A 21,195-nucleotide genomic window follows, 5' to 3' on the forward strand; every position below is an offset into this window, starting at 1 on the left:
TCTAATTTGAACTTTAAAAATGACTTCCTCAATAATCTGACCGGTTTGCTTTATAAGAAAAATCAAGGTAGTTTAGATAACTAAACAAATGTGGAGGTTGCCCCTAAAAATGAATGATTGAAACATGATCTATAATAAATTTTGAGAATAAAAACCCTTTACTATTTTTCAGTTTTACTTATTGTCTAACGGTGCAGATTGATGGAACAGATAAAGGAGTTTTGCTTACCGTAAAGAAAGAATAAATAAAGAAAAATGTAAGGGGATGAATAAAATTTTAGAACGAAGCAATCATAGTATTCAAATTAAACCTTGGGAAGATAAGGACCTTGATTTACTTTTTCGTATTAACACCCCAGTGATGATGCAGCATCTTGGAGGTCCAGAAAATGAAGAACAAATTTTGAAGCGACATAAACGGTACCTTGAACTGGTTAGTAAAGGATGTATGTTTAGCATTTTATTGTTACCAGAACGAGAATCAGTAGGTTCTGTTGGCTATTGGCAAACTACTTGGAATGATGAAAGTGTGTACGAAACTGGCTGGAGCGTCCTTCCCGCATTTCAGGGGAAAGGGATAGCGACAACTGCAGTAAAGTTGGCAATAGAAGAAGCATCCGCTGAGAATAGGTATAGGTATATTCATGCTTTCCCTTCAGTTGACAATCCAGCTTCAAATGCAATTTGTCGGAAGCTTGGATTCGAATTAATCTCCGAATCCGAATTCGAATTAATCTCCGAATCCGAATTCGAATACCCTCCTGGTAACTTTATGCAATGTAATAATTGGCGTTTTAACTTAATTTCCAGTAAATCGCCTTTATAAAATAACAGGGGCGTTTATTTGATAGGAGTCACCAACATGTTTCAAGCGGATCTATATTGAGTTTGTAAATCTACACAATAAGTTTTCAGTATATATATTAAGTGTAGTAGAAGTTCAGTTAGATAAAATTCGGTAGTCGAATTTTTTTGCATAAAGCTGTATAATGCTTGTAACGAAAAGGAAATACAGGAAAGGATATGTAGCGAGTTACTATGGATAAAGATAAACAACAATTAAGCGTTGAAGTTGCAAGGTTATATTATCAATCAGATTATAGTCAGCAAGAAATTGCTAATAAATTAAATATTTCAAGGCCGACTATCTCTAGACTATTAAAGTACGCGAAAGAAAAAGGATTTGTTCAAATTAGCATAGCCGATCCATTTGCTGATTTAGATAACGTTGGGAATTTACTGAAAGAAAAGTACAACTTGTTAGAGGCACATGTCGTATTTTCTCCAGTGCCAGAATATGCAACGATTACAGAGTATATTAGTAAATATGCAGCAGAGTATATGGAAAAAACGGTTAAAAACGGTGATATCGTTGGTGTAAGCTGGGGAATGACGATGTATGAAATCGCTAGAAAAATCGTACCACAACATGTAAAAGGTGTAGAAGTTGTTCAGTTAAAAGGTGGTATCAGTCATTCGAGTGTAAACACATATGCGAATGAGACGATTGCTTTATTTGCAGATGCTTTTCAAACGACGCCAAGAAATCTACCCCTTCCAGTTATATTTGATAACGCAGTGACAAAAGAATTAGTAGAGCAGGATCGACATATTCATCACATTATTGAAATGGGGAAACAAGCGAATATTGCAATTTTCACTGTAGGTACAGTGCGAGACGAAGCGCTATTATTCCGATTAGGTTATTTCGATAAGGATGAAACGAGTTTACTCAAAAAACAATCGGTCGGTGACATTTGTTCACGATTCTTTGATGGGGACGGAAATATTAGTAGTGAAGAAATTAATAAGCGGACTATTGGAATTGAGTTAGAAGAACTGAAATTAAAGAAACGCTCGATTTTAGTTGCAGGTGGTAATAGAAAAATAAAATCAATTGATGGTGCTTTACGTGGCGGGTATGCAAATGTATTAATTATTGATCAGCATACGGCGAAGGAATTGTTACATTATCAAAAAGATTAGAAATAAAAGGCTTTCTCAAGATATTAATTTTGAGAAAGCCTTTTATTTTGTTATGTATGAATTATAGGAGTGTTTTTTGAATACAAATTGCCTTTTTTAAAATAATTATGGATATTGAGATACATACTACCATTGTTAATATAAAAGTTTTGATTTTAAATAGGAAGTGTTTCTTAGTTAGAATGAGCTTTATTTACTACAGGAAAAATCCCTTTTTAAAAAGAATGAACAAAATTTCAAAAGTGTATTTACATTTGTTCAACTAAGAGTTAGAATGAAGTTGTTAAAAGATATGAGGAGTGAAGATAATGAACATTGCAAAGTTAATTGACCATACAATTTTAAAAGCTAATACTACTAAAGAAGATGTTATGAAAGTAATCGAAGAAGCAAAGGAATATAAATTCGCTTCTGTTTGTATTAATCCTACATGGGTAAAGCTAGCTGCTGAAGAATTAGCTGGACATGATGTAGATGTTTGTACTGTAATCGGTTTCCCATTAGGAGCAAGCACGACTGAAACAAAAGCATTTGAAACAAAAGATGCTATCGCAAAAGGTGCAACTGAAGTTGATATGGTAATCAACGTAGGCGCTTTAAAAGATGGCGATAACGAGTTCGTTGAAAAAGACATTTATGAAGTAGTACAAGCAGCAAAAGGAAAAGCTCTTGTAAAAGTAATCATTGAAACTTGTCTATTAACAGATGAAGAGAAAGTACGCGCTTGTGAATTATCAGTAAAAGCTGGTGCTGATTTCGTAAAAACTTCAACTGGATTCTCAACTGGCGGAGCAACTGCTGAAGACATCGCATTAATGCGTAAAACAGTTGGACCAAACGTTGGTGTAAAAGCATCTGGTGGCGTTCGTACACGTGAAGATGCAGACAAAATGGTAGCTGCTGGAGCTTCTCGCGTTGGAGCAAGTGCTAGTGTTGCAATCGTATTAAATGATGCAAAAGGTGCTACAGATAATTACTAATCATTAATGAAGTCAAAAGCAATAGATACACAAAGTAAGTGTATCTATTGCTCTAATAATTGAAAAAATGTAAGCGGATACGAATGGGAGGAGACGGCTTATGAAATACTTAATCGGTATTTTTGGCCTCGTATTGATTTTAGGTATCGCTTGGCTTGCTAGTAATGATAGAAAGAAAGTCAAATATCGCCCAATCATAACGATGGTTATACTACAATTCATTTTGGGGTTTTTATTATTAAATACAAGTGTAGGGAATATATTAATTAGCGGAATAGCAGATGGTTTTGGAGAGCTATTAAAATATGCCGCTGACGGTGTGAATTTCGTATTTGGTGGATTAGTAAATCAAAAAGAGTTTTCGTTCTTTTTAAGTGTATTAATGCCAATCGTATTTATCTCAGCTTTAATCGGTATTTTGCAACACATTAAAGTATTACCTATTATTGTGAAATCTATCGGTCTAGCATTAAGTAAAGTAAATGGAATGGGGAAACTAGAATCATATAACGCTGTTGCTTCTGCGATTTTAGGACAATCTGAAGTGTTTATTTCAGTTAAGAAACAACTAGGATTATTGCCAGAGAAAAGAATGTATACATTATGTGCATCTGCAATGTCTACTGTTTCAATGTCTATCGTTGGATCGTATATGGTGTTATTAAAACCACAATATGTTGTAACCGCTTTAGTGCTTAACTTATTCGGTGGTTTTATTATCGCTTCTATCATTAACCCGTATGAAGTTACTGAAGAAGAAGATATGTTAGAAGTACAAGAAGAAGAGAAAAAGACTTTCTTTGAAGTATTAGGGGAATACATTATAGATGGATTTAAAGTTGCGATTACAGTGGCAGCTATGTTAGTCGGTTTCGTAGCTCTTATCGCATTCATTAATGCAGTATTTAAAGGTGTAATCGGTATTTCATTCCAAGAAATTCTTGGCTATGTATTTGCACCATTTGCATTTATTATGGGTGTACCTTGGCATGAAGCAGTTAATGCCGGAAATATTATGGCAACAAAATTAGTATCAAATGAATTTGTTGCTATGACAGATTTAGCACAAGGAAACTTTAATTTCTCAGATAGAACGACAGCGATTATATCTGTATTCTTAGTTTCATTTGCAAACTTCTCTTCAATTGGAATTATTGCAGGGGCAGTTAAGAGCTTAAATGAAAAGCAAGGGAATGTAGTTGCAAGATTTGGTTTGAAATTACTTTTCGGTGCAACATTAGTAAGTTTCTTATCAGCAACAATCGTTGGCTTATTATTTTAACAGATTCATATCATATAAAAAGGAATGGTGATTGTAATGAGAATGGTAGATATTATTGCAAAAAAACGTGACGGCAAAGAATTGACGACTGAAGAAATCAAATTCTTTATTAATGGATATACAGACGGAAGTATTCCTGATTATCAAGTGAGTGCACTTGCAATGGCAATCTTCTTTAAAGATATGACAGATCGCGAACGTGCAGATTTAACGATGGCGATGGTTGAGTCTGGAGAAACAATCGACTTATCAGCAATTGAAGGAATTAAAGTAGACAAACATTCAACTGGCGGTGTTGGTGATACAACAACATTAGTATTAGGACCATTAGTAGCTGCTTTAGATGTACCAGTAGCAAAAATGTCTGGTCGTGGATTAGGACATACAGGCGGAACAATTGATAAATTAGAAGCGGTAGAAGGATTCCACGTTGAAATTACGAAAGAGCAGTTCATTGATATTGTAAACCGTGACAAAGTAGCTGTTATTGGACAAACAGGAAACTTAACACCTGCAGATAAAAAGATTTATGCTTTACGTGATGTAACAGGAACTGTTAACTCAATTCCTTTAATTGCAAGTTCAATTATGAGTAAAAAAATTGCAGCTGGTGCTGACGCAATCGTACTTGATGTAAAAACAGGTGCTGGCGCATTTATGAAAACAGAGGAAGATGCAAAAGAATTAGCACATGCAATGGTACGTATCGGAAATAATGTAGGACGTCAAACAATGGCTGTTATTTCAGATATGTCACAACCGCTTGGATTTGCGATTGGTAACGCTCTAGAAGTGAAAGAAGCGATCGATACGTTAAAAGGTGAAGGTCCAGAAGATTTAACAGAATTAGTACTTGTATTAGGAAGTCAAATGGTCGTACTTGCGAAAAAAGCAAATACGTTAGAAGAAGCTCGTGAAATGCTAATTGAAGTTATGAAAAACGGAAAAGCAACTGAGAAGTTTAAAGAGTTCTTAAGCAATCAAGGCGGAGATAGCTCAATTGTAGACAATCCAGAAAAAATGCCACAGGCGAAGTATGTAATTGATGTACCTGCTAAAACTTCAGGAGTTATTTCGAACATTGTTGCAGATGAAATCGGTATCGCAGCTATGTTACTTGGTGCTGGCCGTGCGACAAAAGAAGATGAAATTGATTTAGCAGTAGGATTAATGTTACGTAAAAAAGTTGGCGATGCAGTAAAAGAAGGCGAGCCATTCGTAACAATCTACGCAAATCGTGAAAATGTAGAAGATGTAAAAGCAAAAATCTATGAGAACATTTCTATCGCTGAAACAGCAGTGGCTCCTAAATTGGTTCATACAGTTATTACTGACTAATCATAATTACACTTACTTTGAGGAGGAAATAATATGGATAAGAAAAAATATATCGAAGAAGCAAATAAGATGTTATCGAAAGCATATATTCCGTATTCGAAATTTCCTGTTGGTGCAGCGTTAGTTACGAAAGAAGGTAAAATCTATACTGGCTGTAATATAGAAAATGCTTCTTACGGTTTATGTAACTGTGCAGAAAGAACAGCGGTTTTTAAAGCAGTATCAGAAGGCGAGCGCGATTTTAGCTACTTAGTTATTACAGGCGAAACGGACGGACCAATTTCACCATGTGGTGCTTGTAGACAAGTAATTGCTGAATTCTGTGAACCGAAAATGCCAGTTTTACTAACGAATGTAAAAGGCGACGAAAAAGAAGTGACTGTTGAGCAATTACTTCCAGGTGCTTTCTCAATAGAAGATTTAAAATAAAAAAGCCATCCCGCAATTATGAATTGTGGGATGTTTTTTTAAATTTCAAAACTTGAATGTAATATTTTGTTCATATTCTGTTCATAAACTTTGCGTAAAATGATTGCAGCGAATATGGAAAGTTTACAGCAGGAGGAATAAAATGAAGAAATTATATAATGCAGCATTTATTTACTTAATTATCGGTTTATTATCAGGTGTATTTGCAAGAGAGTATTCGAAAGCACAAGGAATTAAAGGATCCACAATGTTGCAATTGGTGCATACACATGTGTTAGTACTTGGTTTCGTCTTCTTTTTAATCGCTTTGGGTCTATTTAAAGCATTTCATGTACAAGAAACAAAGAGCTTTCGTGCATGGTTTGTGGTTTATAATGCAGGATTAATTTTTACAATCTCTACAATGCTATGGAGAGGGCTTCTACAAGTAAATGGAACTGACTTTAACGGTTTAAGCCATATGGCTGGATTAGGTCACGTTATTATAAGTATCGGGCTCGTTTGGTTTATGATTTTGCTCAAAAAGTCATTTAAATAGATAGGAGTGGAGAATATGATAGCACTTTTATCAAGTATTGTAGCAGTTTGTATGGCTGTTGGGGTAATGTTTCTTCGCTTTAAAGCAGCGAAAAAGCCAGTAACGAAAAAGAAAATTATATTACCGCCAATTTTTATGAGTACGGGCGCAATGATGTACTTCTTACCGGAGTTTCGATTAACATCGTTAGAAATAGTAGAGGCGATTAGCATAGGACTTCTGTTCTCTATATTTCTTATTAAAACAACTAAGTTTGAAATAAGAAGTGAAGATATATATATGAAACCGTCAAAAGCGTTTATATTTATTTTAGTCGGGTTATTGGCTGTACGAGTAGCGTTAAAATCATATTTAAGTCAATCAATTGATTTAGCAGAGTTAAGCGGAATGTTTTTCTTACTTGCATTTGCGATGATTGTATCGTGGAGAATTGCGATGTATCGCTCGTTTACTAAATTAGAAAAAACAATAAAAAGAGCTGGAATTTCTAAATAGGAATTCCGGCTCTTTTTATGTTTTATACGACTGTTTTTTTAGCATTGATTTCATTTGCTTAATTTTAAACGTATTTGAGCATCTTGTAATGCAGCTGGTGTAACGATGAGACCATTTTGATCAACAATTTTTGTGTTTAATAAAATGGAATCTAAGCTTCCACGAAATGTTTTTGTATAGTTTTGACGCAGCATTTGTTGTTCTTGTTTTTCATCAACTGTTAATCCAGATGCTTTTTCTTTTTTTGATAATTCGTTAATACGGAATAAAATGTTTTTCATTTGATTCACCTCTAGTTAGATTTAATTACATTAGTTACTTACTAATGTATAGTTATTATAACGCTTAATTTTTATTATGTCAACAACATCTAAAAGGTTAAAAATTGACGAAAAATTATAACAATAATAAAATGAATAACAGAGGACAATTAGTTTTACAAGCATACATAGAACGCTAGGGGGATTATTATGAAATCAACATTTTTTGCTCAAAATAGAGAACGATTAGTAAACACATTACCAGATGAATCTATTACTATTTTATTTGCTGGACAAGCACCTCATATGTCAGCTGATGCACATTATAAATTTGTGCCGAATCGAAACTTTTACTATGTAACAGGAATTGATGAACCAAATGTTATTTTCATGTTGAAGAAGTTTGGAAATAGTGTAGAAGAAATTCTTTTCATTGAAAAGTCAGATCCAGTAATGGAAAAATGGGTCGGTAAAACAGTTTCTAATGAAGAAGCAGAGAAAATTTCAGGTATAAAGAAAGTTGTATATTTAGATAGCTTTGAAAAGACAATGTCAAATATACTTTTTACAGAAAATGTGAAGCATCTATATTTAGATTTAGAGCGTCGTGAGTGGAATGGAGCGGAGACAAAAACGCTTGCGTTTGCTAAACATGTAAGGGAACAGTATCCACACGTTTTAATTGGTAATGTATATCCGAATATTTGTGAATTACGAGTGTTTAAAACAGAAGAAGAAGTTGAAATTATTAAAGAAGCGATTGCTGTAACGAAAGAGGGTATTTACAACGTACTTAAGCATGCAAAAGCTGACATGATGGAGTATGAATTAGAAGCTCAGTTTGATTTCACACTGAAATCATCTGGCATTAAGCATCATGCGTTCAATACAATTTTGGCAAGTGGGAAAAATGCTACAGTTCTTCATTATGAAGATAATGATGCACAAATTCAAAATGGAGATTTAGTACTACTAGATTTAGGCGCTCAAAAAGACTACTATAACTCTGATATTAGTTATACATTCCCGGCAAATGGAACATTCTCTAGTCGCCAAAAACAAATGTATAATATTGTATTAAAAGCATTGAAAGAAACAACGGAACTGATTAAGCCAGGTGTAAAGTTTGCTGCATTAAATGAGCATACAAAAAAGGTACTAGCAGAAGAGTGTAAAGAAATTGGTTTAATTCAAGAAGACGAAGAGTTATCAAAATACTATTATCATGGTGTCAGCCATTTCCTTGGTTTAGATACGCATGATGTAGGAACATATAAAGATAGAGTGTTAGAAGAAGGTATGGTAATAACAATTGAACCTGGTCTTTATATTGAAGAAGAATCAATTGGAATTCGTATTGAAGATGATATTCTTGTAACGAAAGACGGACATGAAAACTTGTCAAAAGATATCATTAGAGAAGTTGAAGAGATTGAAGAGTTTATGAGAGAAAATAATGTGAATGTAAGAGAAGATGAAGTTGTTACGAAATAATGATAGGGAAAGACGCTCAAGTTTGAGCGTCTTTTTATTTTGTTCATTTGAAACCGCGATATTTTCTCGAAAATCATCTTCTATTTATAAAGTTGATTATATTCCAAGTATCAATGTATATGTTGATCATGCCCGGCTGAAGGTGGGGGAGTATGATCTGGGAATGTCACGAATACGGCAACGATAATTACCACACTAATTGAAAGTAATAATAAAAAACGCCTTTGGATAAAAGCAGAAAAAGTTTCTGATAAAAGTTGAATTATGCATGACATAGTTATTGTTATCGTAAGTAAAAGGCTAATAAACAGTATACTATGAGCTTGTTGAGCGTTTAACATTTCTGTAATCATTGCTCCCATCATACTTGCCATTAATCCAGAGAACATCCCTTCTAAAGCAGTATATAGGTGAAAACGTAGACCGACTAAAAAACCGATACAACCACTAATTAATATAGCAAGCAAAGTAGAATAGAGTAATTCTCCTTTAAAAAGAATACCTAAATAAAATCCTATGCTTAAACCGATACTCATACTAAAAGACATAATAAATACCATATACTCCATTAGGGTACCCTTGCATTTAGATATATACGATGTAATAAGAATCGAGATACAACAAAGTGTTAAGGCCGTTAATGTGTAAGCGAACATTATGATACCTCCCTGTCCTATCATTCATTTCATCATATGTTCATATGGAGAGTACTTATGCTTATTTATATCTGCATATTATCTGCACAATTTCAAATATAAGCATGTGAAAGAAATTGTGCAGATAATGAGTTTCTATTGTGAAGCTATAAAGAATAAGCGTATAATATTATAGTTATCCCATTACCCGGGGTAACCCGCGAATGATAAATAAGATTGTTGTTTTATCATCGCCTCTAAACAGATAGACAATGAAAGTAACACTGGAATACGGATAGGGAGTTATAAAATGAAATTAATTATTGCCGAGAAACCAGATCAAGGTTTGGCTCTTGTTTCACAGTTTAAATATCGCCGAAAAGATGGATATTTAGAAGTAGAAGCGAATGAGTTATTTCCAAATGGAGCGTACTGTACATGGGCAATTGGTCATTTGACGCAGTTATGTAATCCAGAGCATTATCACGCAGAGTGGAAAAAATGGTCACTTAATACGTTACCGATGATTCCAGAGCGTTTTCAATTTGAAGTAACAAAGTCAAAGTATAAGCAGTTTAACGTTGTGAAACAGCTGTTACATAATCCACAGGTAACAGAAATTATTCACGCGGGCGATGCTGGGCGTGAAGGGGAATTAATCGTACGAAACATTATTAATCTTTGTAACGTGCAAAAGCCGATGAAGCGTCTTTGGATTTCATCTTTAACGAAACAAGCTATATACCAAGGATTTAAAAATTTACTAGATGAAGCAGATACAATTAATACGTACTATGAGGCGTATACAAGGTCATGTGCGGATTGGGTCGTTGGTATGAATGCATCGCGTGTCTTTAGTATTTTGCTAAAGAAAAAAGGAATGAACGATGTATTTTCAGCTGGTCGTGTACAAACACCGACACTCGCGTTAATTGTAAAGCGTGAGAAAGAAATTGAAAACTTTAAGTCTGAGCCGTTTTGGGAAGTGTTCGCAACCTTTAATATAGAAGGAAAGAAGTATGAGGGGAAATGGGAGAAGGATAGTGAATCCCGCTTACAAGACCCTGATATGGCAAATAAAATTGCGGCATTTTGCCAAGGGAAACCGGCAGTAGTAAAAGAAATGAAAACGGAGCGTAAAGAGTTTCAGCCACCGCTTTTATTTAACTTATCGTCACTGCAAGCTACGGCAAATAAAGCATTCAAATTTTCACCGAAAAAGACGCTTGATATAACGCAAGCTTTATATCAAAAAGGAATTGTCTCTTATCCGCGTTCAGATTCCAACTATGTTACACAAGGAGAAGCAGCGACCTTCCCTGATATTTTACAGAAGTTAAGTCAGTTTGATGAATATAAAGGGTTATTACCTGCACCAGTTGAATCAATTATGAACAATAAGCGTTATGTGAATGAAAAGAAAGTAACAGATCACTACGCCATTATTCCGACAGAGCAAGTTACAAACCCAAGCAGATTATCAGGTGATGAAAAGAAAATTTACGATATGATCGTAAGAAGACTTATTGCCGCTCACTATGAAGTCGCGATCTTTGATTATACAACGATTGTAACGCTTGTAGATGAACGTGCTGAATTCATTTCAAAAGGAAAACAGCAAATTCAAGAAGGTTGGCGTAAAGTTATTTTCCAAGATGATAAAGATGACGAAACGATTCTTCCAATTGTAGCTGAAGGTGAACAAGGAAAAGTTGTAAAGGTGAAAGTGAAAGAAGGAAAAACACAACCACCGAAGCGTTATACAGAAGGGCAACTTATTACGTTAATGAAAACGGCAGGTAAGTATTTAGAGAACGAAGAGCTTGAAAAAGTATTAAAGAAAACAGAAGGTTTAGGTACAGAGGCAACGCGCGCTGGAATTATTACGATGCTGAAAGACCGTAAATATATAGATGTGAAGAAGAACCAAGTGTATGCAACTGATAAAGGGAAAGTATTAATTACCGCAATCGGAGACAAAATATTAGCTTCACCAGAAATGACAGCGAAATGGGAGCAGCGCCTCGCGGAAATCGGCGAAGGTACAGCATCACCAGCTACATTTATGGAACAAACGAAAAAGCTATCAGCTAAAATTATTGAAGATGCAGTGGAAATGTCGGAGAAGTGGGATTTCACTGGATTACATGTTGAATCGATTGAGCGAAAAGGATCGAAATTTACAACAGGTAAAAAGGTTGGTAGTTGTAAAAAATGTGATGGCGATGTGATTGATAAATCAACATTTTACGGTTGTTCTAACTACAATACAACACAATGTGATTTTACCATCTCAAAGAAGATATTAAGTAAAACAATTTCGCAAAAAAATATGACAAAGCTCTTAAAAGGTGAAAAGACCGATTTAATTAAAGGCTTTAAAAAAGGCGAGAAAACGTTTGATGCGATGTTAGAGTGGAAAGATAATAAGATTAACTTTGTGTTTGAGAATTAAGTAGTTTCAACAAATAAAAAAATATGATAATTAAACTGTATCCTATAGAATAGACACTTAAAAAAGTCTATTCTATAGGATATTTTTTTGAATAAGTTGTACTATTTATTTTTATTTAAAATAAAATATACAATAAAAAAATCTTTATAATTGATAATTATTTATTGTAAAACAATAAAATTTGTATTAGAATCAATATCATGATAAATCAGTGAGGTGCTTTTTATAGAAAGGTAACAACGCTGTTTTTTATTAGAGGAGGTAAAACTATGAACAATCACAATTTGATTATTGAAAATATGGATAATCCTCATGAGTTGGAGAGAATGTATAGAAAAGACCCAAAAGCTTTTAAAAAGTCATTCTCACAAGCATGGGATGAAAACCCTGATTCTCAGGTACTAGCTGCTTGGTATGAAAGATTGCATTTCAAGGAGACGGCAAATAAAGAAAAAATATCACTGTTTCAAAAAGGTTTCTTATTCATGGGCATGTTAGCTATTTTAGCAGGGCTAAGTACTAGAATCATTTTCCACTTTGTTGAGCAGGAAGCAATTGCTCCAATTAACTTGGCTTTTGGTGTAATTCCCTTTATTGCTGCTTATTTTATTTACAATAATACTCCGAAAAAAAGTATTATTTATTTCCTTGCAGCGTTGTTCTTAATTGTCGGGTTGTATCTTAATATGTTGCCATTAAATTATAAAGACAGCAGTATCCTTGCGTATTTACATCTTCCTATATTGTTATGGGTCTTATTGGGAGTTGCGTTTACGGGAAATGAATATTCAAAAGGTAGTACAAGATTAGCGTATATTAAATTTAATTTAGAATATGGCCTTCTCTACGCGAGCATGGCAGTGAGCGGAATGATACTAGCATTATTCACAATGCGATTATTTAGCTTTGTTGACTTGGATATAGGAGAGTTCTATTTTAGTAATGTTGTTTTATTTGGAGCTGCCGCTCTCGCTGTAGTGGCTGCATACTTAGTATCATTGAATCTTAAACTTGCTAAAAATATTACACCATACATATCTAAAATTTTTAGTCCGCTTGTCTTGATCACATTGTTTATTTATCTTATAACGGTAATTTGGGTCGGGAAAAATCCATTCTTGGACCGCAATTTCCTAATGGTCTTCAACGGAATACTCCTTGGTGTATTGGCTGTTACTATATTTTCTATCGTTGAGAGTGAGTCAGATGAGAAAAAGAGCATTTCAGATTATATAAACTTTGCCTTAATTGTTTTGGCACTTATTATTGATACTGTCGCATTGTCAGCCATCGTATTTAGACTTTCTTCTTACGGGATTACACCTAATAGACTTGCTGTTTTAGGCGTAAACATACTGATTTGGGCAAATCTCATTTGGATTATGTTCTCCTATATGCGTTTTCTACAAAACAAATCAGGACCGACAGCTATCCAAGATGCTGTTACGAAATATTTGCCAATCTACGGACTTTGGGCAGCTTTCGTAATATTTACTTTTCCTATAATTTTTAATTAGAAAGACATTGTAAATGTAACGACAAGCTAATTTTCTATAACCAATAGAGCCAATAATTATCGTTACTTCTATAAGTTCTTGAAAATAAAAAAACGTCCCAAAGTAGGACGTTTTTTTATTATGTATATTGCTTTTTTTTCTTAATAAGTAATAACACTTGTGACACACAAGCAAGTACTGGTAGTTCTATTAATGGTCCAATCACTAATGCAAGAGCGATAAGAGGTTCGTCTGGAAAAGCTGTTACAGCAATAGCGAGTGCAACAGGCGAGTTTCTTGCTAATGTAGTTAAGCTTAGACTAACTGTATCTTTATAAGATAAACGCATCATGCGTCCGATAAATTGACCGAGTATAAAATTAATGAAGAAGAACAATAGAACAGGAATGAGTAATAGTAAAACAACATTCATATTTTGTAGTAAATATTTTCCTTGTGACGCAAACATCGCTACGATTGCTAAACTTAAAAATACAATTTGTGCAGAGCTGAAAAACGGAATGAGTGTATTCTCGAGTATTTCAGCCTTTTTCATTTTATTCATAATGAATTTTGTAGCGTGTGCAAGTACAAATGGTAAGACGATTACGATAACAATACTTTCTACTAAAACAGAAACCGCTACAGTCTTCATGACACCAGCAAATAAAAATAAATAAATGGGAAGGAGTAGTACTTGCAATATTAAATTTACAGGCAAAATGGCAGTAGAAAGTGCTACATTTCCTTTCGCTATTTCAGTAAAGATTAAGTACCAATCTGTACATGGAGTAACCATTAACATAATAAATCCAACCCAAAGTGCTGGGTGATCTGAAAGAAATAGTGCTCCTAACCCCCAAGCGAGTAAAGGTGTCCATACAAAATTAATAGTAAGGCTCGTTCCAGCAAATTTTAAATTGCGGAACCCGCTTTTTATTTCTTTCAATGGGATGCTGAGGAATAATCCATACAGCATGAAAAATAAGAAGGGGACAATAAATTGCTCTGAATACATATGTATCAAATGGAATTGTCCGAGTACGATGCCGCATGTAACAGCAAAAAGAATAATGAAAGTTTGAATCTTTTCTATAGTGCTCATGAGTAAATCCTTTCTAAATATGAATTGCCCTCTCTACATCCATTATACAAACAATAAAGTTACAATGGGTGTATGAATTGTATTGTGGTCATTATTTTTAATCCAAGGTATTGTTTTTTATTTAAAGTTACTTGACTAAAGTAAGTAACTGTATTACAATCACTTACATAAGGTAATTAAATAACAAAAAGTTTTTTATGTTTGTACTTAAGGTATCTATTGGAACTTTTTACTAGAATAAGAATTTTTATGATGATGAATAATGAATATGATAAGAAAGTTTAGGTGAAGAAAATGGGATTATTTAGCTCGCTATTTGGTAAAAAAGAAGAAAATACAAAAGTAGAGGGGAATAAAACAATGTCAAAGGTATTATTTGTAAAAGCAAACGATCGTCCAGCGGAGCAAGCAGTTAGTTCAAGAATGTATGAAACATTTGTAAGTGCTTATAAAGAAGCGAACCCAAATACAGAAATTACGGAGTTAGATTTATTCGCATTAGATCTTCCGTATTACGGAAATGTTGCTATTTCAGGTGGATACAAACGTAGTCAAGGAATGGAGTTAACAGCAGAAGAAGAGAAGGCTGTAGCTACGGTAGATCAATATTTAAATCAGTTCTTAGAAGCTGATAAAGTTGTTTTTGCCTTTCCACTATGGAACTTCACAGTGCCAGCGCCATTAATTACGTATATTTCATATTTATCTCAAGCTGGAAAAACATTTAAATATACAGCAAATGGTCCGGAAGGTTTAGCTGGTGATAAGAAAGTCGTTGTATTAGGTGCGCGTGGTTCAGATTACTCTTCAGAACAAATGGCTCCTATGGAAATGGCCGTTAATTATGTAACGAATGTACTTGGGTTCTGGGGAATTACAAATCCAGAGACTGTTGTAATTGAGGGGCACAATCAATATCCAGATCGTTCACAACAAATTGTTGAAGAAGGTTTAGAGAACGTTAAAAAAGTAGCGGCGAAATTTTAATTGATAATAAATGTAAAAAACCAACATGGATGACCATGTTGGTTTTTTAGTCTATTTCTATGTTAAAAAATGTATATTTATAAAATAAATGAAAAGTTTGAAAATAGTATTGCAAAATATTATATAGCAAACTATAATGAGTTCAAGAATAGTTGATAGTCGAATTAAAAATTCAGAAAATTCAATTAGTTAAAAATGGAAAATGAGATAAGGAAATTTGAATGGGGGTTATATTATGGCGAATAAAGTACCGTTTTCGTTCATAGTAGTTATTGGATTAATGTTATTTGCACTATTTTTTGGAGCAGGAAATTTAATATTCCCGGCAATGTTAGGGCAATCGGCAGGAGAGAATGTATGGATTGCAAACGCTGGATTTTTAGTAACAGGTGTAGGATTACCATTACTAGGTGTACTAGCATTTGGTTTTTCGGGTAAAGATGATTTACAGTCATTAGCAAGTCGTGCTCACCCAGTGTTCGGGATTGTGTTTACAACAGTTTTATACTTAGCGATTGGTCCGTTATTTGCAATACCAAGAACAGGAAATGTTTCTTATGAAATTGGTCTTAAACCGTTTATGCCAGAAGGATTAGGTTCTACACCTTTAATTCTTTTCACGATTGTATTCTTTAGCATCACTTGTTTTTTTTCGCTAAATCCTGCGAAAATTGTCGATATTGTTGGAAAAATCTTAACGCCAATTAAGTTGACTTTCATTGGTATTTTAGTAATCGTTGCTTTTATACATCCGATTGGAGATATGCAAGCACCAGTAGAAGCTTATACGTCACATGCATTCTTTAAAGGATTCCAAGAAGGATACTTAACAATGGACACACTTGCATCATTCGTATTTGGAATTATTATCATTAATGCAATTAAAGAAAAAGGTGCAAAAACGAAAACACAAATTATGGTCGTTTGTGCAAAAGCAACAATCATTGCAGCATCTATTTTAGCGATTATCTATACAGCTCTTTCTTATATGGGTGCTTCAAGTGTTGCAAAGCTTGGACATTTAGAGAACGGTGGAGAAGTATTAGCGAAAGTTTCTAACTACTATTTTGGATCATATGGCGGAGTATTATTAGGATTAATGATTACAGTAGCTTGTTTAACAACTAGTGTGGGACTTGTATCAGCATGTTCTTCATTCTTCCATAAGTTATTCCCAAATGTTCCTTACAAAGCAATTGCAATCACGCTCTGTGTATTTAGTGCCATTGTTGCAAACGTAGGGTTAACACAATTAATCGCAGTTTCTGTTCCAGTATTAACAGCAATTTATCCACTAGCCATTGTATTGATTTTCTTAACCTTCTTCCATTCATTATTCAAAGGAAGAGCTGAAGTTTATCAAGTGAGCTTAATCGTAACATTTATCATTAGCTTATTCGATGGATTAAGTGCAGCTGGAGTTAACATTGAAGTAGTAAGCCGAGTGTTCACTAAATTCCTTCCGATGCAAGAAGTAGGATTAGGATGGATCTTACCAGCGATTATCGGTGGATTTATCGGATACGGCATTAGCATTATCAAAGTGAAAAATCAAGTTCAACCAGCAGCTAGTGCAAATAAGAAAATAGGTTAAATAAAAAAGTTATAGAACTTGTTTCTATAACTTTTTTTGTTACTATTAATAATGAAAGAAAATAAAGTAGTAGGGGACATAAAATGAAAAAAACAATTGATCATATCGGCATCGCAGTTCGAGATATAGATAGTACGATACGTTTTTATGAAAAGGTGTTGTTAGGAACTTTAATAGATCGTTACGTAAGTGAAGCTCCTGGTGTTGAAAGTGAAGTCGCCATTCTTGAAGTGGATGGAGATAGAATTGAATTACTTGCACCAACGAATAATACGACTTCACCAATTGCCAGATTTATAAAGCAAAAAGGTAAAGGTGTTCATCACGTTGCATATCGTGTCGATGATTTAGATGTAGCTTTAGAAGAATTAAAAGAACAAGGTATTCGAACGTTAGAGCATACACTTCGGATTAATAAGCACGGTAGAAGGTTAATTTATCTTAACCCAGCAGATACAGAGGGAACAATCATTGAGTATTGTGATTATCCGGAAGAGAAGTAGAGAAATTTTATGATGGAAGAAAGGTATTACGTTATTACGTAATACCTTTTTATTTATGTATTTCACACTTTCTTCACAAATGATTCACGATAACTTTTCTTCTTCAGGAACTTACATAAATATATTTTATGATATAATAACAATCGACTTTAAAAATGTAAGTTGTATCTATGAAGGTAGTTACTATTGTATTGGAAGTTTAGAGGTGAGAGAGAAATAAAGAGTTATTTTGTATAGAAATTTATATTTAATCAGGTTAATATTTCGCCGGAGAATTGAACTTGGAAAGTTAAAGGAATGGAAGTATAGCGATGAGTAAGAAAGAAGTGAAATGATTGTGAAAGTAATGAAAAGGTTAGGGGCATGGTTATTCATTGCATGTGTACTTATCATATCGATGCCGAAAAGTGCATCTGCTCATGCGTACATTGTGAAATCAAACCCTGCTGAAAATGAAACGTTGAAGAAAGCACCAGCTGTTGTGAAAATTGAATTCGATGAGGATATACAAGTTTCGCATTTTAATACATTGTTTGTAAGAGATACCGCAGGTACAAGAGTAGATTTAAAAGATGCTCATATCGATAAGAAAAACAAAAAGTTATTAGAAGTAGAGTTAAAAGAAAACTTAAAAAACGGACTCTACTCTATTCAGTGGAAAGTGATTTCTGCTGACGGTCATCCTATTCAAGGAGTTATTCCGTTCCGGATTGGATCAGAGGAAGCGGGAGCAGACGATGTACAGGTAGAAGAGATGGGGTATGTCCCGCAAATAGATATGATTATGGAACGTGGAGTTCTATATACAAGTTTCTCACTATTTATAGGAGTGCTATTCTTTAATCTTATTATGTACAAAGGGAATGCAATCTCGGTTCGATCAAGGAGCAAAAAAATAATATGGATCTCATTAATTGGTATATTCATTAGTTTACTATTCAATCTACCATTGCAAGCGAAAATAAATGCAGATGTTTCATGGCTAGCAGCATTCGATCCTTTACTATTAAAAGAAACGTTACAGCTTTCTGTTTTTAGTTACGTATGGCTCACTCAAATGACTCTTATTAGTTTGCTTATAATCGTTACGTATTTTGCGATGAAGTGCGAGAAGCTATCGTCGTTTAAAGTTTGGAGCATTCCGATAGTATTATTTATCGGGATACTTGTTATGAAAGCATTTAATAGTCACGCATATGGTTTAAAGTTTAAAGAGATTGCTGTTATTATGGACTTTCTACATTTATTCGCAGCTTCATTATGGATTGGTGGTCTATCATCCATTATTCTTCTTTTACGTAAAGAGGATGACAAGTGGAGTAAGTATTGGGATATGATTAAGCGCTTTTCACCGTGGGCAACAGGTGCTGTCATTGTGATTTTAATAACTGGTCTTTTTAACAGTACATTCTTTATTCCAACAATCCACTCGTTATTTGATACGAAGTATGGATTAGCTTTATTAGTGAAGATGCTTTTATTCATTTTCATGGGGATATTGGGAATTGTTCATTATGTAAAAGGGAAAATGAGAGCGGAGCAAGGATTAGGCGCTACGGTAAAAATAGAGTTTATCATTGGAATTATTATTTTCATAATCGTAGCTTTTATGACAAACGTACAAACACCACCGATGCCTCCTACTGGACCTTTTACAGAGAGTAAACAATTAGATAATGGATATGAACTTACTTTACATGTAAGTCCTAATAAAGTAGGACAAAATACATTCCATATTACTTTAAAGGATGAGAATGGACAACCTGTTACCGATATGGAGCAAATTATTTTAACTACGCAATCATTAGATATGAATATGGGAAAAGGTTCATTTAAAGTTTCCGCCGTTTCACCAGGAGAATATGAAGCAGAAGGTATGTATATTAACATGACAGGAAACTGGAATATACAAGTGCATGGATTAACAAAATCTCTTGATAGCTTTGATACGGATTATAAATTTATAGTAGGCGGCAGATAAAGAGAAGGTATAGATAAAAAGGAGCTAATAGAAAATGAAACGTATAAAAAAAATTGGCACAACAATGATCGCAACAATTATTGCAATGGGGATTTTTTCGTTACCTGTTAGTGCGCACGTTACTGTGAAACCAGCAACTTCGGACGTTAACTCTTGGGAGACTTACACGATAAAAGTACCAGTTGAAAAGAATGTAGCAACGACAAAAATCACATTGAAAATACCGTCTGGAGTGGAGTTCCAACAGTATGAACCAGTGCCAGGATGGAAAGTGGAAGAGCAAAAAGATAATGCTGGAAAAGTGAAAACAGTAGTATGGGAAGCAACAGGGGAAGGGATTTTACCTGGTCAGTTCCAGCGATTTACTTTCGTCGCTAAAAACCCTGATAAAGAACAAAAAATAGCTTGGGATGCATATCAACAATATAAAGACGGAGAAATTGTTGAATGGACAGGCGATGAAAAAGCTGAAAAACCACATTCACTTACTACAATTGCAAAAGGTACGTCATTAACAGGAGAACATGGTGAAGTGTCTAGTGTAGAAAAGAATGAAGGCACTAGTAATATGCAAGTAATAGCGATTGTTTTATCTATTTTGGCGATTGTATCGTCGGTAGGTGCGTGTGTTTTTGTAGTACGTCGTAAAAAATAAGATATAAAAAAGAGCCTACAAACAGTGGGCTCTTTTTTATATTTATTTCACTTCAACCTGCTGCCTTACAGCAAGTGTTTTCGGCTTTATATTAACAAAACAAATACTCACAACAATAAATAATAGTCCAATGAATAGGCTAATAGTAATGGCTTCGTGTAAGAAAATTGAACTTACAATAATAGCGATTAGTGGAATAAGAAATGTATAAGCACCAACTTTACTTGCTTCACCAGCTCCAACGAGTGTGAAGTAAGCAAGCCATCCCATTGCAATAACAAAGAATGAAATAAAGAGTAGTACGCTAACAAATGGCATACTCCAAGCGATACTAGACCAGCTTTCAAACTCTGAACCAAATCCAATTAAGCAGAATCCGCCAATAATAAGCTGCAGTGTTACCATCCAAATGGAATTAACGCGGTGCCCAGTCTTCTTAATAAATACTGTTCCAAGTGCCCAGCCAATAGCGCATCCTATCGCGAGAAGGACTCCGATAATAGAAATATGTCCAGTTAAACTACTAGAGCTAATAACACCTACGCCAATAAATCCAAGAACAAGCCCGAAAATTTTTAAGCCGTACATAGATTCTTCAAGCCAAATCCATGAGAAAATGCCGAGTAAAACTGGTTGTAGAAATACGATGGCGGAAAATAGCCCAGCAGGCATATATTGAAGGCCGACAGTTTGTAATCCGTAAAATATAATGATGTTAAGTAAAGAAGAAATAACGTATAAATGCCAAGTTTCTTTTATGTGTAACTCTTTGTATTTCGGTAATGCGAACAGGAGTAAAATGAATCCTCCAATTAAAGTTCGAACGCCTGCAAATAAAACGGGTGGTGTATAATGCAGGGCAAACTTAGATAAAGGCCAATTGATTCCCCACATGAAAACGAGAAAGGTAAGGATGATGGCCGTCTTAGTTCGAGAAAGCTGTGTCACGGTAAGACCTCCTTGTTGTTATTCATTTCACTAT

Annotated in this window: 20 protein-coding genes; 16 read left to right on the forward strand and 4 right to left on the reverse strand. The window is 34.3% G+C overall.

All coding sequences use genetic code 11. From position 1 onward, the window contains the following. Nucleotides 1–265 precede the first annotated feature (265 nt). From FS742_RS01925 to FS742_RS01960, 8 genes are all read left to right on the forward strand, one after another. Nucleotides 266–826: a GNAT family N-acetyltransferase gene (locus tag FS742_RS01925; protein ID WP_144610977.1), complete on the forward strand. Its 561-nt coding sequence runs from the start codon at nucleotides 266–268 to the stop codon at nucleotides 824–826. Between the two features lie 212 nt (nucleotides 827–1,038). Then, a complete protein-coding gene (locus FS742_RS01930) occupies nucleotides 1,039–1,986 on the forward strand; it encodes a sugar-binding transcriptional regulator (RefSeq protein ID WP_144610978.1) in 948 nt (315 codons plus the stop codon). Nucleotides 1,987–2,294: 308 nt separating this feature from the next. Continuing rightward, a complete protein-coding gene (gene deoC, locus FS742_RS01935; RefSeq protein ID WP_001017444.1) occupies nucleotides 2,295–2,966 on the forward strand; it encodes a deoxyribose-phosphate aldolase in 672 nt (223 codons plus the stop codon). A 100-nt stretch (nucleotides 2,967–3,066) separates the two neighbouring features. Then, the gene (locus tag FS742_RS01940; protein ID WP_000876170.1) at nucleotides 3,067–4,248 is read left to right on the forward strand and encodes a NupC/NupG family nucleoside CNT transporter; all 1,182 of its coding nucleotides are present in this window, start codon (nucleotides 3,067–3,069) and stop codon (nucleotides 4,246–4,248) included. 36 nt (nucleotides 4,249–4,284) lie between these two features. Then, on the forward strand, nucleotides 4,285–5,586 hold the full coding sequence (locus FS742_RS01945) for a pyrimidine-nucleoside phosphorylase (protein ID WP_001983022.1): 1,302 nt from the start codon (nucleotides 4,285–4,287) through the stop codon (nucleotides 5,584–5,586). Between the two features lie 33 nt (nucleotides 5,587–5,619). Further along, nucleotides 5,620–6,015, forward strand: coding sequence for a cytidine deaminase (locus tag FS742_RS01950; RefSeq protein WP_144610979.1), 396 nt, complete (start codon nucleotides 5,620–5,622; stop codon nucleotides 6,013–6,015). Between the two features lie 142 nt (nucleotides 6,016–6,157). Further along, on the forward strand, nucleotides 6,158–6,553 hold the full coding sequence (locus FS742_RS01955; protein WP_144610980.1) for a DUF2871 domain-containing protein: 396 nt from the start codon (nucleotides 6,158–6,160) through the stop codon (nucleotides 6,551–6,553). A 15-nt stretch (nucleotides 6,554–6,568) separates the two neighbouring features. After that, complete coding sequence (locus FS742_RS01960) at nucleotides 6,569–7,048, forward strand: CcdC family protein (protein WP_144610981.1); 480 nt, start codon at nucleotides 6,569–6,571, stop codon at nucleotides 7,046–7,048. Nucleotides 7,049–7,098: 50 nt separating this feature from the next. Here FS742_RS01960 and FS742_RS01965 read toward each other — a convergent pair whose 3' ends face one another. Further along, entirely contained in the window at nucleotides 7,099–7,329 is a 231-nt protein-coding gene (locus tag FS742_RS01965; RefSeq protein ID WP_000789776.1) for a DUF896 domain-containing protein, read from the reverse strand. 189 nt (nucleotides 7,330–7,518) lie between these two features. Here FS742_RS01965 and FS742_RS01970 point away from each other — a divergent pair, with 189 nt between their 5' ends. Then, complete coding sequence (locus FS742_RS01970) at nucleotides 7,519–8,802, forward strand: aminopeptidase P family protein (RefSeq protein WP_144610982.1); 1,284 nt, start codon at nucleotides 7,519–7,521, stop codon at nucleotides 8,800–8,802. A 110-nt stretch (nucleotides 8,803–8,912) separates the two neighbouring features. Here FS742_RS01970 and FS742_RS01975 read toward each other — a convergent pair whose 3' ends face one another. Then, complete coding sequence (locus FS742_RS01975; protein WP_144610983.1) at nucleotides 8,913–9,458, reverse strand: hypothetical protein; 546 nt, start codon at nucleotides 9,456–9,458, stop codon at nucleotides 8,913–8,915. Between the two features lie 289 nt (nucleotides 9,459–9,747). On the opposite strand from FS742_RS01975, the gene topB reads away from it, so the two are divergent. Further along, nucleotides 9,748–11,892: a DNA topoisomerase III gene (gene topB / locus FS742_RS01980; protein ID WP_144610984.1), complete on the forward strand. Its 2,145-nt coding sequence runs from the start codon at nucleotides 9,748–9,750 to the stop codon at nucleotides 11,890–11,892. 269 nt (nucleotides 11,893–12,161) lie between these two features. Further along, entirely contained in the window at nucleotides 12,162–13,409 is a 1,248-nt protein-coding gene (locus tag FS742_RS01985) for a DUF4153 domain-containing protein (RefSeq protein ID WP_144610985.1), read from the forward strand. A 118-nt stretch (nucleotides 13,410–13,527) separates the two neighbouring features. On the opposite strand, the gene FS742_RS01990 is transcribed toward FS742_RS01985, so the two are convergent. Further along, nucleotides 13,528–14,493 (reverse strand): arsenic resistance protein, encoded by a 966-nt coding sequence (locus tag FS742_RS01990; RefSeq protein ID WP_144610986.1) that lies wholly within the window; start codon nucleotides 14,491–14,493, stop codon nucleotides 13,528–13,530. Between the two features lie 294 nt (nucleotides 14,494–14,787). On the opposite strand from FS742_RS01990, the gene FS742_RS01995 reads away from it, so the two are divergent. The 5 genes from FS742_RS01995 to FS742_RS02015 all read left to right on the forward strand — a co-directional run bounded on the left by FS742_RS01995 (nucleotide 14,788) and on the right by FS742_RS02015 (nucleotide 20,213). Continuing rightward, entirely contained in the window at nucleotides 14,788–15,480 is a 693-nt protein-coding gene (locus FS742_RS01995) for an FMN-dependent NADH-azoreductase (RefSeq protein ID WP_144610987.1), read from the forward strand. Between the two features lie 235 nt (nucleotides 15,481–15,715). Then, nucleotides 15,716–17,074 carry a branched-chain amino acid transport system II carrier protein gene (gene brnQ, locus FS742_RS02000; protein ID WP_144610988.1) on the forward strand — a complete coding sequence of 453 codons (1,359 nt, stop codon included), beginning with the start codon at nucleotides 15,716–15,718 and terminating at the stop codon, nucleotides 17,072–17,074. An 83-nt stretch (nucleotides 17,075–17,157) separates the two neighbouring features. Beyond that, complete coding sequence (locus FS742_RS02005; RefSeq protein ID WP_000750833.1) at nucleotides 17,158–17,577, forward strand: VOC family protein; 420 nt, start codon at nucleotides 17,158–17,160, stop codon at nucleotides 17,575–17,577. Between the two features lie 331 nt (nucleotides 17,578–17,908). Next, nucleotides 17,909–19,558: a copper resistance CopC/CopD family protein gene (locus FS742_RS02010; RefSeq protein WP_144610989.1), complete on the forward strand. Its 1,650-nt coding sequence runs from the start codon at nucleotides 17,909–17,911 to the stop codon at nucleotides 19,556–19,558. 34 nt (nucleotides 19,559–19,592) lie between these two features. After that, entirely contained in the window at nucleotides 19,593–20,213 is a 621-nt protein-coding gene (locus FS742_RS02015) for a YcnI family copper-binding membrane protein (RefSeq protein WP_144610990.1), read from the forward strand. 42 nt (nucleotides 20,214–20,255) lie between these two features. On the opposite strand, the gene FS742_RS02020 is transcribed toward FS742_RS02015, so the two are convergent. Next, the gene (locus FS742_RS02020) at nucleotides 20,256–21,161 is read right to left on the reverse strand and encodes a DMT family transporter (protein WP_144610991.1); all 906 of its coding nucleotides are present in this window, start codon (nucleotides 21,159–21,161) and stop codon (nucleotides 20,256–20,258) included. Between the last annotated feature and the right edge of the window lie 34 nt (nucleotides 21,162–21,195).

It is taken from the genome of Bacillus cereus (assembly GCF_007678085.1).
Classification (GTDB): domain Bacteria; phylum Bacillota; class Bacilli; order Bacillales; family Bacillaceae_G; genus Bacillus_A; species Bacillus_A cereus_BE.

Coding starts and splice junctions, on each gene's coding strand:
- FS742_RS01940 (WP_000876170.1), top strand. CDS start 3,067: ATGAAATACTTAATCGGTATTTTTGGCCTCGTATTGATTTTAGGTATC.
- FS742_RS01960 (WP_144610981.1), top strand. CDS start 6,569: ATGATAGCACTTTTATCAAGTATTGTAGCAGTTTGTATGGCTGTTGGG.
- FS742_RS01995 (WP_144610987.1), top strand. CDS start 14,788: ATGGGATTATTTAGCTCGCTATTTGGTAAAAAAGAAGAAAATACAAAA.
- FS742_RS01990 (WP_144610986.1), bottom strand. CDS start 14,493: ATGAGCACTATAGAAAAGATTCAAACTTTCATTATTCTTTTTGCTGTT.
- FS742_RS01975 (WP_144610983.1), bottom strand. CDS start 9,458: ATGTTCGCTTACACATTAACGGCCTTAACACTTTGTTGTATCTCGATT.
- FS742_RS02010 (WP_144610989.1), top strand. CDS start 17,909: ATGATTGTGAAAGTAATGAAAAGGTTAGGGGCATGGTTATTCATTGCA.
- FS742_RS01965 (WP_000789776.1), bottom strand. CDS start 7,329: ATGAAAAACATTTTATTCCGTATTAACGAATTATCAAAAAAAGAAAAA.
- FS742_RS01925 (WP_144610977.1), top strand. CDS start 266: ATGAATAAAATTTTAGAACGAAGCAATCATAGTATTCAAATTAAACCT.
- FS742_RS01955 (WP_144610980.1), top strand. CDS start 6,158: ATGAAGAAATTATATAATGCAGCATTTATTTACTTAATTATCGGTTTA.
- FS742_RS01950 (WP_144610979.1), top strand. CDS start 5,620: ATGGATAAGAAAAAATATATCGAAGAAGCAAATAAGATGTTATCGAAA.
- deoC (WP_001017444.1), top strand. CDS start 2,295: ATGAACATTGCAAAGTTAATTGACCATACAATTTTAAAAGCTAATACT.
- FS742_RS02015 (WP_144610990.1), top strand. CDS start 19,593: ATGAAACGTATAAAAAAAATTGGCACAACAATGATCGCAACAATTATT.
- FS742_RS01930 (WP_144610978.1), top strand. CDS start 1,039: ATGGATAAAGATAAACAACAATTAAGCGTTGAAGTTGCAAGGTTATAT.
- FS742_RS01985 (WP_144610985.1), top strand. CDS start 12,162: ATGAACAATCACAATTTGATTATTGAAAATATGGATAATCCTCATGAG.
- topB (WP_144610984.1), top strand. CDS start 9,748: ATGAAATTAATTATTGCCGAGAAACCAGATCAAGGTTTGGCTCTTGTT.
- FS742_RS02005 (WP_000750833.1), top strand. CDS start 17,158: ATGAAAAAAACAATTGATCATATCGGCATCGCAGTTCGAGATATAGAT.
- FS742_RS01970 (WP_144610982.1), top strand. CDS start 7,519: ATGAAATCAACATTTTTTGCTCAAAATAGAGAACGATTAGTAAACACA.
- brnQ (WP_144610988.1), top strand. CDS start 15,716: ATGGCGAATAAAGTACCGTTTTCGTTCATAGTAGTTATTGGATTAATG.
- FS742_RS01945 (WP_001983022.1), top strand. CDS start 4,285: ATGAGAATGGTAGATATTATTGCAAAAAAACGTGACGGCAAAGAATTG.